An 11,702-nucleotide genomic window follows, 5' to 3' on the forward strand; every position below is an offset into this window, starting at 1 on the left:
GTCCATGAGGAACGCACGTCAGCGGGAAAGGCTGGAGTCACATGCAACAGCGCACTCTGCGAGATCTGTCGGTCAGCGCCATCGGCCTCGGCTGCATGGGCATGTCCGCCTTCTACGGCACCGCCGACCAGGACGAGGGCGTGCGGACCATCCGCCGCGCGCTGGAACTGGGCGTCACCTTCCTCGACACCGCGCAGCTCTACGGACCGCTCACCAACGAGACCCTCGTCGGCGAGGCGATCCGGGGGCACCGGGACGAGTACGTGATCGCCACCAAGTTCAACTACCGCATGGACGACGCCGTGCCCGGCGACATGAGCAGCATCGGCCCGCAGGACGGCTCGGCCGAGCATGTCCGCAGCTCGATCCACGGCTCGCTGCGGCGCCTGGGCACCGACCACATCGACCTGTACTACCAGCACCGCGTCGACCCGAACGTGCCGATCGAGGAGACCGTGGGCGCCCTGGCCGAGCTGGTCGCCGAGGGCAAGATCGGGCACATCGGACTGAGCGAGGCGAGCGCCGAGACCATCCGGCGGGCCCACGCCGTGCATCCGATCACGGCCGTGCAGACGGAGTACTCGCTGTGGACCCGGGACCCGGAGGACGAGGTGCTGCCCGCCTGCCGGGAGCTGGGCATCGGATTCGTCCCCTACTCGCCGCTGGGCCGCGGCTTCCTCGCCGGCCGGTTCACCTCCCCGGACGACCTCGACGCGAGCGACTGGCGCCGCACCGGACCCCGCTTCACCGGCGACAACCTGGACACGAACCTCCGGCTGGCCGCCAAGGTGAAGGAGATCGCCGCCGAGAAGGGCGTGACCCCGGCGCAGCTGGCCCTCGCCTGGGTGCTGGCGCAGGGCGACGGCATCGTCCCCATCCCGGGCACCAAGCGGGTCAGCTACCTGGAGCAGAACGCGGGCGCCGTCGACGTCGAGCTGACCAAGGAGGACCTGGCCCGGATCGAGGCCGAGGTGCCCCGGGCGGCGGGCGAGCGCTACGACGAGGCCGGAATGCGTTCCGTGAACCTCTAGTACCCCGACAGCGCCTGCCGGGGCACCCGCGACCGGGCACTGCGGCGGACCGGCCGGGTCGCGGTGGCCGGTCCCCCTGCGGTGGCGCACGCTGGTGCCATGGGCAGGCTGCAGCGAGGGGCGGCAGGGCTGCGGCGGTCGGGGCAGTCGTCGCACGCGCTGCTGCTGTTGCCGATCGCGCTCATCGTGGTGATCACGGTGGCGGACCTCCGCACACCTGAGGACATCCACCTGGGCCCCGCCCTGGTCATCGCGCCCGCGCTCACCCCGTCGTTCGCCGGTCCCCGGCCGACCGCGCTGGTCGGGGCGCTGGCGGTGGCCGCCCAGGTGCTGATCGCCGTCTTCCACGGCGGGCTGAGCACCGCCAACCACGTGGTGCAGATCGTCACCCTGGTACTGCTCTCGGTGATCACGGTCGTCTACAGCGCGGTCCGCGAGCGGCGCCGCGCCCAGCTGGCCCAGGTGCGCACGGTCGCCGAGGCCGCGCAGCACGTGCTGATGTGGCCGCTGCCGGAGCACATAGGGCCGCTGCGGATCGCCTCGCTGTACCTGGCCGCCGAGGACGAGGCGCAGATCGGCGGGGACTTCTACGCGGTGACCCGCTGCGAGGGCGAGGTCCGGGTCCTGATCGGCGACGTGCGGGGCAAGGGGCTGTCCGCGATCGGCGAGGCGGCGCTGCTGCTCGGCGCCTTCCGGGAGTCCGGCCACCGGCACGTCACCCTGCCGGACCTCGCCGTCTCCCTGGGGCAGAGCGTGCACCGGTACGCGGCGGACTTCGAGACCCCGGAGGAGGCGGGCGAGCGGTTCGCCACCGCCCTGCTGGTCGAGATCCCCGACGAGGACCCGGTCACCCGGATGACCAGCAGCGGTCACCCGCCGCCACTGCTGCTGAGCCCGGGGCACGCGGTCACCGTGCCGAGCCTGCACCCGTCGCCGCCGCTGGGCGTGGCCGGGGCGGGGGAGGTCGAGCACACCCTGGACGTGTTCTCGTTCGAGCCCGGTGACACCCTGCTGCTCTACACCGACGGCGTGGTCGAGGCCCGGGACGCCCAGGGCCGCTTCTACCCCCTCGCCGAGCGGGTCGCGCAGTGGACCGACGCCGCTCCGGAGTCGCTGATGCACCACATCCGGCGCGACCTGCTGGCGCACGCGGGCGGCCGCCTGGGCGACGACGCGGCCCTGATCGCCCTGCACCGCACCCCGACCGTGCCGGCCCGCCACCACCACGGCGTCCTCGGCCACCACACGGGCCACGGCTCGGACCGCAGCTCGCCCCGCGGCTCCGCTCTGACCTAGCCGGTAGAAGGGGTGTACGCCGGACTCGGCGGATGTCGCGGTGGCGGCGCCGGGGAAGCCGCGCCGGTTCAGCGGACCAGCAGCCTGGCCGCGGGCGGACCCGTGCGTCAGCCACAGCTCAACATCCCTGCGCGCAGGCAGAGTTGAGCAAGCCGTTCAGTTTTCTTCAGGTCAAAGTCAAGTCGTGAGGGTGGCTGCCGAGAGCAGCCGACTGCCAGACTCCGCATCGCCTTCCACCGACGAGGAGTCGACATGTCCGACCGGCAGCCCCCCACCCGCGGACGGCCGTTGCGCAAGGCCCTCGCCGCCGCTCTCGGCGCGCTCGCCCTGGTGGTCGCCGTGCCCGCCACCGCGCACGCCGATGTCCTGACGCTGCTGCCGCAGAACGCCGACGGCCTGGAGCAGACCTTCTCCCCCGCCTACGACTACGACGGCGACGGCTGCTACGCCACCGCGGCCATCGGCGCCGACGGCACCGTCAACCCGGGTCTGAAACTCGGCGGCGACGTCAACGGCCACTGCCACGACTACGCGCAGCTCGCCAACGCCAACACGTACTCCCGCGAGAAGTGCGACAACGGCTGGTGCGCGGTGATGTACGCCAGTTACTTCGAGAAGGACCAGGCGACGTACGGGCCGCTGGCGATCGGGCACCGGCACGACTGGGAACACGTCATCGTGTGGATCCAGGACGACCAGGTGCGGTACGTCTCGGTGTCCCAGCACAGCAGCTACCTGGTGCAGCCGGCCTCGGCGATCCGGTTCGACGGCACCCACCCGAAGATCGTCTACCACAAGGACGGCCTGTCCACCCACGACTTCCGCTTCGCCAACGCCAACGACGACCCGCCGGAGAACGTGACCGGCGGCTGGTTCTATCCGCGTCTGGTGGGCTGGGACGGCTACCCGGCCGGCTACCGGGACAAGCTGATGAACGCGGACTTCGGCGACGCCACCATCAAGATCAAGGACGGCTCGTTCACCGCGAACCTGTCCTACTCCATGCCGTCCGGGATCTCGTTCGACCCGAACGCCTGAGTCAGGCACGGCCCTCGACCAGCCGGGCCAGCTTGTCGAGGGCCATCCGCGTACCCAGTTCGTTGTCCTCGGGGCGGATGCCTTCGGGGAGGTCCTCGTGCAGGACCTCGACATCCGTGGCGCCGTCCGCCCCGGTGAGCGTGGTGGTCATCCTCATGGTGCCGCGGACGGTCGCGTCGCCGGTCTCGAACTCGATGACCTCGACGACCAGTTCGTCCGGGACCAGCCGGGCGAAGTACCCCCGGTAGGTGTCGGTGCGCCCGCCGGACTTCCCGGCGCGGCGCGGGTCGTCGTAGTCCAGTGACACCCGGAACACTCCGCCCTCCCGGGCGTCGAAGGCGAGCACCCGGGCTGTCATGCCGTCCGGCACCCGCCAGGCGGCGACCGCCTCCCGGTCGAGCAGGGCCCGGTAGACGGCGGCCGGGTGCGCCTGGATCCGCCTGCTGACACGCGTGGTGTGCATGCAGCCGACGGTAGCGCCCGACGACCGTGCCGGGGCCCGGAAGGTGAGCCGGGCCCCGGCACGGAACCCGTGCTACGGCTTGCGGGCGACCGCTCCGTACATCGCGATGTCCTCGTCGCGGATACCCTGTTCGCCGGTGCCGTCCGGGTGCCACTTGTGCACCTGGACGATGCCCGGCTCGACCAGCTCCAGGCCCTCGAAGAACTCGTGGGCCTCGTCGATGGTGCGCAGCCGCATCGGCATGTTGCGGGCCGCGTACTCGCGGGCGACCCGGCCCACCTCGTCGGGCGCGAACTCGGCGGTGCCGATGGACATCGCCAGGTAGCTGCCGGACGGCAGCGGTTCGAGGAGGCGCCGGACGACGCCGACCGCGTCGTCCGCGTCGAGCATGAAGTGCACGATGGCGATCACCGTGAGCGCGACCGGCTGGTCCAGGTCGAGGGTCTCGCGCAGTTCGGGGGCGTCGTAGAGGTTCGCCAGGTCGCGGAAGTCGGCCTCGATGTACGCCGTCCTGCCCTCGGGCGTGCTGGAGAGCAGACCTTGGGACAGGGTGAGCACGATGGGGTCGTTGTCCACGTAGACGACCCGGGAGTCCGGGGACACCGCCTGGGCTATCTCGTGCAGGTTCGGGGAGGTGGGGATGCCCGTCCCGACGTCCAGGAACTGGCGCATCCCCGCCTCCTCGGCGAGCCAGCGCACGGCGCGGTTCATCCAGTCGCGGTTGGCGCGCATGTGGATCGGGAGCGCGGGCCACTCCCGGGCCATGGCGTCACCCGCCTCCTGGTCCGCGGGGTAGTAGTCCTTGCCGCCCAGGATGTAGTCGTAGATCCGGGCGGAGTGGGCGTTCTCCGTGTCGATGCGGTCGGCCGGCCATCCGTTGTCGGGCAACGCCGTGTCTCCCATTCAGGTGAGGGGGGTGCGGGGGGGGCTGCGGGTGGTGCGTCGGGGGTGGGAATTGGTTGAACGATCAGCTATACCAAGGAAGTTCCGGGACCACGGGTCACATCAGGAAGTCGGCGTCACCCGCCTTCACGCCGGACAGGAAACTCGTCATCTCTCGGGGCGTGAAGACCAGCGCCGGACCGTCGGGATCGGTCGACTGGCGTACCGCGACCCGTCCGTCGGCGAGCTTCTTCACTTCGACGCAGGCGCCGCCGGCGTCGTCGCTCCACGGCTTGGACCAGCCGCGCGCGCCGAGTTGCCGGGACGGGATGCCGTTGCGTATGGGGTGGTGCACGTCAGAGCTCCTTGCGAATCGCACCGAGGAGGTCCTCGGTCTTTCTGGCGGGCGTCGCCTGGGCGCCCAGCCGGTCCAGGGCCTCGCGGTAGACCACGACGTCGGCTCTCTTGTCCAGGTAGACAGCGCCCACCAGGCCGTTGAGATAGACGATGTCGGGCAGTTCGGGAGCCCGGAACCGGAAGAGGTGGTACGCGCCCGCACGCATGGCGGGGTGCGGGCCGTTGGCGAACGGCATGATCTGCAGGGTGACGTTGGGCAGCCGGTTGATCTCGATCAGATGGTCGATCTGGGCGCGCATCACGTCCGGTCCGCCGACCGGCCAGCGCAGGACGGTCTCGTCCATCACGACCCACAGCCGCGGCGGGGCCGGCCGGGTGAGCAGCTCCTGGCGGCGCATGCGCAGCGCCACCATGCGCTCGGTCGCCTCGGACGGGGCGTGCGGGTTGCCCGCGCCGAGCAGGGCGGCGGCGTACCGGCGGGTCTGCAACAGGCCGTGCACGAACTGGTTCTCGTAGGCACGGATCTGCAATGCGGCCTGTTCCAGGCTGAGATACGCGGCGAACCAGTCCGGCATCACGTCGCGGTAGGTGTGCCACCAGCCGCGCTTGTTGGCCTCGCGCACCGACTGCAGGAAGGTGTCGACCTCCTGGCGGTCCGTCACGCCGTAGACCTGCAGGAGTTTCTCGGCGTCGGCCAGCCGGAGCCGGGCCACCTTGGCGGCCTCCATACGGCGGATCGTGGAGTGGCTGACGCCGATGGCGGCGGCGGCCTGCTCGAAGGTCAGACCGGCCCTGGTCCGCATCTCCTCCAGCTGCCGGCCGAGGATCATGCGCAAGACGGAAGGGGCACCGCCCCAGTCGGTCTCCGAGGTCACGCCCTACCCCCTCACACCAGGTTTCAGGGTCACCGTCTCACGGGTTCGTGATCGGCTCGCGGACTCGATCGATCATTACTTGTCCCGGAGCAGCATGCACTTCGCTTCTTGCAATTTTCAACTTGCTGGTTGCGAGACGATGTTGGCAGATGCCAGAGTGGGCTTACTGCTCCGGCCGACCAAGGAGCAGGCGAAGCAGAGCAGTTGGGGGAGACTGAGCTGCGTCCCGCTGCCGTCCAGGCGCGGGTCGTCGTCTGCCCCCGAACGGTCCGGGCGGACGACGACCGCTCAGCCCACGCTGCGAAGCCGGACGAAAGGCGCAAGGCGATGGCCCCGCCCTCTCTCCCCCAGCCACTCGACCGACTGCCCGAGGACCACATACCCGGCCTGACCCGGCCGGCCCTGGCGGCCGCCGCCGAGGGCCCGCACCGCCCGTCCGACGCGACGGGCACCCCCACACCACCCGGAGGCGAACGCCTCGGCCGACTCCCTGGGCCGCAAGGCCTCGGCCGGTTCGCCTCCGGGGACCGTCCCGCTCCGCACAGCCGGGCCTTCGACCTGGCGCCGACGCCCCGTGCGGTGGGCAACGCCCGCCGGAGCGTGGGCGAGCTCCTCGGCACGTGGGGCGTGGGCGAGGAGGCCGTCGACAACGCCGTCCTGGTGACCTCGGAACTGGTCACCAACGCGATCGTGCACTCGGCAGGCCGGCGGATCATCTGCCGGGTGCACGCCGACGCCGACCGGATCCGCATCGAGGTCGAGGACCAGAACGGGAGCATCACGCTCCCGGCGCCCCGGCGGGCCAGACCGGACGAGCAGAACGGGCGCGGCCTGTTCCTCGTCGACGCGCTCAGTCTCGACTGGGGCGTCACGGCCGCGCCGGAGGGACGGCCCTCCTCCCGCGTCGTCTGGGCCGAGCTGTCGACGGCCCCCGACGCACCGCTCACCACCCCCCACACCGCAGGAGGCCGCCCCGCCCATGGACCGTCCCCCCACTCCTGACGATCCCGCCGCCGACCCGTCCTGGACCCGCACCCGCCCCAAGCCGGGCCCGGAACAACCCCACACCGCTCCGGCCGGCTGAGCCGGCCACGGCCGGGACGCGACCGTCCCGGCCGTTCCGCATGGCCGGGCCCGCCTGCATGGCAGGGGCGCCGTTTGACCGGGGCGCCGTTTGACCGGGGCGCCGCTTCGTGGGGGCTCCACTTGATCAGAGGCGCCGCTTCCTGGGGCGCCGCTTGACCAGGGGCGCCGCTTGACCGGGGCCGCGCTTGACGGGGGCCGTCGCTCACTCCACCGCGTGTGCCAGCAACGCGGCGGCGGCCGCGCGCAGTTGGACCGCCGCGGTCACACAGGCCGACGCCTGCCGCTCCAGGACGGCACCGCTCCACTCCGGCGCCTCGGCGCAGCGGCCCAGCGTCTCGGCCACTCCGCGCAGCCGCCCCGCGTACCCCTCCATCCGGTCCGCGTCGACACGCAGGCCGTCGACGTACGCGAGGAGTTCGGGGGCCGCGGTCGCGGGACGGGGTTCGGTCGCCATGGGGCTCACCTGCACTCGGGGGGGACGGCTAGCGCGGCAGCACCGCGCCGGCGCTTCTGCGGGCCACGAACCGGCGGCTGGACAGCACGAACCCGGGCCGGACGGCGTCGAGTTCGAGGATCTGGAGGTGCCGGACGAGCGGGCCGTGGGCCCCGTCGAGCCGTAGCCGCAGCCGGGGGCGGGCATGGACACGCTGCTTGCCGTGGGCGCGGACCAGGGTGCGCACGGTGCTCTCGCCGCGGCGCCCGTAGAGCACCCAGTCGGGCTCGGGACAGCGGGCGCCGGGCCCCGGGCGGCCCTCGACCGAGACCCCCAGTTCGGGCGCGTGCACCCGCAGTTCCCGCCCCTGCAGATCGACGTCGGCCGGTCCGCGCACGGCCGGCTGGGCCCAGACCTCCTCGGCCACCGCCCGTGCCTCCTCCGTGCCGACGGCGAGCGAGACCACGTACCGCCCGGTGCGGCGCAGGTCGGCACGGCGCAGCAGGTCCGCGGCGAGGTCGTACGGATGCGGCCGCCACAGATCGTCGACCAGCACCGACAGGCCGAGTTCGGTGTAGGGGCCGATGGTGGTGCAGCGGTGCTCGTAGACGGAGAGCACGGCGAGGGCGCGGCGGCCGAGCCGGGCGGGGACCAGCCAGGCGACCTCGGGCAGCAGGCTGCGGGCCACGTCGGTGTCGACCGGGAAGCACAGGTGCGCGGCGGAGGAGTCGTAGTAGCGCACCGGCAGCTCCACCGGGCCCGCCGAGGTGGGCAGGCTGCTGGTGGGGACCGCCAGGAAGGGGTAGCCCTCGGGCGGCCGGGCGCGGTCCCCGAGCCGGTAGGCGCGGCTGCGTTCCACCGGGCCGAGGTAGCGGGCGAGGGCGCGGTCGACGTCGGCCCGCGCCTGCGGGATCACGTGCTCCAGATGGTCGATGTAGACGCGCAGCAGGTGGCAGCGCGGGAACTCCTGGGCGGGACCGGCGTAGTCGACCCGGTACCGGCGGGGGTGCGGGGCGCCGGGGCGGTCCGGGACCGGGACGATGTCGTGCTGGTTGGTGATGCCGGCGACCCAGGTGCGCGGGTCGGCGGGTGTGCGGTCGTCGGTCTGCGCGCCCACGGCCACCACGTGGGTGACCCGGTAGGCGCGGCAGAAGTCGTCGTCCTGCGCCAGGTTCAGCAGCGCGACCGCGCCCTCGCCGTGTCCGACCAGCGCGAGGTCGGCGCCGCGCGGGACACCGTGGTGCCGGATCGCCAGCAGGATCGAGCGGGTGTACGGCGAGTCGGTCAGGAACAGGTCGCGCCAGGCACCGGCGAAGTCCTGCGGACGGTCGTCACGGGGGCGGCCCGGGGCCGTGCCCGGGGCCTGGACGACGTACCGGAGCACGCCGTCGGGGCCGCGCACCTCCTGGACGAGGACGCGGCCGTCGCCGCCGAGCAGGTCGATGTTGCGCAGGAAACCGAGGAGGGAGCCCTCGCCGGCGAGGGACCGGGCCTCCTGGGCGGACAGTTCCACGGCCCGGGCGGCGCCCCTGGCCCGGCCCGTGCCGGACAGGGGGGAGGCGTCGGGACCGCCGGCCGCGCCGAGGGCCCGCTCCCGGCCGGCCGCCAGGGCCCAGGCCGTCCCGTCGCTCAGCGGGTCCTCGTCCAGCAGGCCCCGGACGGCGGGGAGTTCGGCGAGGACCGGGGCGAGTGCGGACAGCGAGCGCTGGGCGCCCTGGTCCTTGAAGAGGGCCCGCAGCGCGCGGACGGCCTCCGCCTCGCGGTCCGCGCTGACGGCGCCGGTCAGCCGGCGCATCCCCGCGTCGTGCCCCACCTCGGGGTGGCCGAGGAGGACGGCGGCGATCCTGAGCCGCAGCGAGGTGACCGCGACCAGCGCGGCCAGGCTCGCCCGGCCCAGCGCATCCCCCGCCGCGCCGAGCAGGTGGCCGAGGCCGTCGGGCGCGACGATCGCCGAGCCGCCGAGCCCCTGCTTGTTGGTGAGCGTCCGCAGCAGCGCCCAGCGGGCGGCCAGGCCGGTGCGCGGGCGGCGACGCGCGGAACTCGTCAGCGCCGGGGCGAACAGGACGGAACTGGTCCGTGCGCAGACCTCGCGGACGCCCTCGGCCACGGCCACCACGTCACGGGCGCACTCCCGCAGCAACTCCTCCGCGGGCGGCTCGCAGGCACGGCGCTGCGCTGCCATCCGGCGCTCCCTCTCGGATCGACGACACGGCCTGCTCCCATCGTGTGCCCTGGCTCCGGCGCCCGCACCTTCGTCCGTCCGGGTGAGCGGCGCCCGTGGACGGCTCGGTTCAGGCGGCGAGGCCGGCGGCGAGCGTCGCGCCGAGTTCCCAGCACGCCTCCAGACCCGCCTTGCCGGGCTCGCCGGTCACTGTGACGGGTTCGGCGGCCCGGCGCCAGCCGAGGCCGGTGGTGATGGAGTCGAGGGCGCGCAGGGCGCCGGTGACGTCGTTGCCGCCGTGCACGTAGGCGCCGAAGGGGCGGCCGCGCGTCTCGTCCAGACACGGGTAGTAGATCTGGTCGAAGAAATGCTTGAGGGCACCGGAGACGTAGCCGAGGTTGGCCGGGGTGCCGAGCAGGTATGCGTCGGCCGCCAGCACGTCGGCGGCGGTGGCGGACAGCGCCGCCCGCCGTGTCACGCGCACGCCCTCGATCTCCGGAGCGGTCGCCCCGGAGACCACGGCCTCGAACATGGCCTGGCAGTGCGGTGAGGGCGTGTGGTGGACGATCAGCAAGGTGGGCACACCGGCACCCTGCCCTGCGGTGCCCGCCGACGGCAAGCGCCGACGGGCACGGCGTGGTGCGGCGCGGTGCGGGACGGTGCTGGTCCGGCGCGGTGCTGGTCCGGCGCGGTGTGGGACGGTCAGGGCTGTGCCGGCATGCTCCAGCAGTTGGAGACGGCGGGGGCGCCGGACAGCCGGGCGGTGAGCCAGGCGATGGCGTCGCTCTGGTCGGCGAGCAGGGGTCCGAGGTGGTTGAGCAGGGCGCGGCCCGCGTCCGGGAGGACGACCGGCACGTACGTGACGTTCGCGCCCTTGCCGCACCAGTCGACGGCGAGCCGCCGTGCCTGGGCGTGCGGGACGAGGTCGTCACTGACGCCGGTGGCCACCCGGACCGGGCCGGCCGGCGCGGTCCTGCCGATGCGCTGGTCGGCGAGGAAGGCCTGGAGGGCCGGCTCCTCGGCGACGACCTCGGAGATGGAGCTGCCGTCGTTCGTCCAGGCGGTGCTGTGCTGGGAGCCGTAGGCGAGGATCGCGTCGCCGACGCACATGGTGGACAGGTCGGCGAGGGCAGCCCGGCCGGCCGTGCCGAGGTGGGCGTCGACGAGCGGCCGGAGCGCCGGGTCCGACTGGACGAAGCCGTTGACCGCCCACCCGAGGGCGCCGGCCAGGTCGCTGCCGTCGATGGCGGCGGTGACGGCGGTGAGGTCGGCGGGCGGCGCCCCCGCGTAGGTGCCGGAGAGGGTGATGTCCGGGGCGTAGGAGGGCTGGAGTTCGGCGGCCGCGGCGGTCGCGCCGCCACCCTGGCTGTAGCCGAACAGGCCCACCCGCGAGGCGGCGGTGACCGAGGAGCCGGGCAGGCTCCGGGCGGCGCGTACGGCGTCCAGGACGGCGTGGGCGCCGTCCAGCCGGTTGACGTAGGTGTGCAGCCGGTCCGTCGCGCCGAGCCCGACGTAGTCGGTGACGACGACCGCCACGCCCTCGGCGAGCAGCCGGTAGATCGACAGGTCCTCGTAACCCACGGACACGGTCCGGCCGTTGAGGACCAGGGGGTGTTCCAGGCCCAGGGACGCGGCGCACTGGTCGCCCTGCCCCATGGTGCCGGGGGCCAGCGCGACCAGCGGGCGGGCCCCGGGGCCGAGCCAGGGGGCGGCGGGCTCGATGTAGGCGCCGGTGACCGCGACGGGGTCGCCCGCGGCGTCGGTGGACTTGTACATCAGCCGGGTCGCGCTGCCCGGCAGCGGACCGGGCAGGCTCGGCAGGCTCAGGGCCAGCGGGAGGTGTTCGGTGCGGACGAGGGCGCCGTCGGCCGCGGGCAGGGTGGCCGGCGGATCGTAGAAGGCGGGGATGGTGACCCCGCGGGAGACCTCCGCCTGGGAGGCGGTGGCCTGCAGGGTCTGCAGGCAGAGGCAGGCAGCCGCGGCGAGGGCGGTGGCCAGCAGGCGAACGCGGGCAGGCATGGGGAACCTCCTGGACGTGCCGGACGTGGGAGGTGCGGCGGACGTCCCCGGAGCGGCCGAC

The 11,702-nt window shown here is 73.4% G+C and carries 12 protein-coding genes; 4 read left to right on the forward strand and 8 right to left on the reverse strand.

The features are described 5' to 3' along the window. Positions 1-41: 41 nt before the first annotated feature. From AB0M11_RS25880 to AB0M11_RS25890, 3 genes are all read left to right on the forward strand, one after another. Positions 42-1,031 carry an aldo/keto reductase gene (locus AB0M11_RS25880; RefSeq protein WP_365709396.1) on the forward strand — a complete coding sequence of 330 codons (990 nt, stop codon included), beginning with the start codon at positions 42-44 and terminating at the stop codon, positions 1,029-1,031. A 99-nt stretch (positions 1,032-1,130) separates the two neighbouring features. Further along, positions 1,131-2,327: a PP2C family protein-serine/threonine phosphatase gene (locus tag AB0M11_RS25885; protein WP_365709398.1), complete on the forward strand. Its 1,197-nt coding sequence runs from the start codon at positions 1,131-1,133 to the stop codon at positions 2,325-2,327. 252 nt (positions 2,328-2,579) lie between these two features. After that, positions 2,580-3,365: an NPP1 family protein gene (locus AB0M11_RS25890; RefSeq protein WP_365709400.1), complete on the forward strand. Its 786-nt coding sequence runs from the start codon at positions 2,580-2,582 to the stop codon at positions 3,363-3,365. A gap of 1 nt (position 3,366) precedes the next feature. Here AB0M11_RS25890 and AB0M11_RS25895 read toward each other — a convergent pair whose 3' ends face one another. The 4 genes from AB0M11_RS25895 to AB0M11_RS25910 form a co-directional block, all read right to left on the reverse strand. Further along, entirely contained in the window at positions 3,367-3,828 is a 462-nt protein-coding gene (locus AB0M11_RS25895; RefSeq protein ID WP_365709402.1) for an SRPBCC domain-containing protein, read from the reverse strand. Between the two features lie 72 nt (positions 3,829-3,900). Further along, entirely contained in the window at positions 3,901-4,716 is an 816-nt protein-coding gene (locus AB0M11_RS25900) for an SAM-dependent methyltransferase (protein ID WP_365709404.1), read from the reverse strand. Positions 4,717-4,828: 112 nt separating this feature from the next. After that, positions 4,829-5,065 (reverse strand): DUF397 domain-containing protein, encoded by a 237-nt coding sequence (locus AB0M11_RS25905; RefSeq protein WP_177233215.1) that lies wholly within the window; start codon positions 5,063-5,065, stop codon positions 4,829-4,831. Between the two features lies 1 nt (position 5,066). Further along, positions 5,067-5,942 carry a helix-turn-helix transcriptional regulator gene (locus AB0M11_RS25910; protein WP_365709407.1) on the reverse strand — a complete coding sequence of 292 codons (876 nt, stop codon included), beginning with the start codon at positions 5,940-5,942 and terminating at the stop codon, positions 5,067-5,069. Positions 5,943-6,269: 327 nt separating this feature from the next. On the opposite strand from AB0M11_RS25910, the gene AB0M11_RS25915 reads away from it, so the two are divergent. Then, positions 6,270-6,944 carry an ATP-binding protein gene (locus AB0M11_RS25915; RefSeq protein WP_365709409.1) on the forward strand — a complete coding sequence of 225 codons (675 nt, stop codon included), beginning with the start codon at positions 6,270-6,272 and terminating at the stop codon, positions 6,942-6,944. A gap of 286 nt (positions 6,945-7,230) precedes the next feature. Here AB0M11_RS25915 and AB0M11_RS25920 read toward each other — a convergent pair whose 3' ends face one another. The 4 genes from AB0M11_RS25920 to AB0M11_RS25935 form a co-directional block, all read right to left on the reverse strand. Continuing rightward, positions 7,231-7,482, reverse strand: a complete 252-nt coding sequence (locus tag AB0M11_RS25920; RefSeq protein WP_365709411.1) for a hypothetical protein — start codon at positions 7,480-7,482, stop codon at positions 7,231-7,233. 28 nt (positions 7,483-7,510) lie between these two features. Further along, complete coding sequence (locus AB0M11_RS25925) at positions 7,511-9,643, reverse strand: hypothetical protein (RefSeq protein ID WP_365709413.1); 2,133 nt, start codon at positions 9,641-9,643, stop codon at positions 7,511-7,513. A 109-nt stretch (positions 9,644-9,752) separates the two neighbouring features. Further along, positions 9,753-10,205, reverse strand: a complete 453-nt coding sequence (locus AB0M11_RS25930) for an NAD(P)H-dependent oxidoreductase (protein WP_365709415.1) — start codon at positions 10,203-10,205, stop codon at positions 9,753-9,755. A 119-nt stretch (positions 10,206-10,324) separates the two neighbouring features. After that, positions 10,325-11,641, reverse strand: coding sequence for a lipase family protein (locus AB0M11_RS25935; protein ID WP_365709417.1), 1,317 nt, complete (start codon positions 11,639-11,641; stop codon positions 10,325-10,327). Positions 11,642-11,702 lie beyond the last annotated feature (61 nt).

The sequence above is a fragment of the Streptomyces sp. NPDC051987 genome, assembly GCF_040680735.1.
GTDB lineage: Bacteria > Actinomycetota > Actinomycetes > Streptomycetales > Streptomycetaceae > Streptomyces.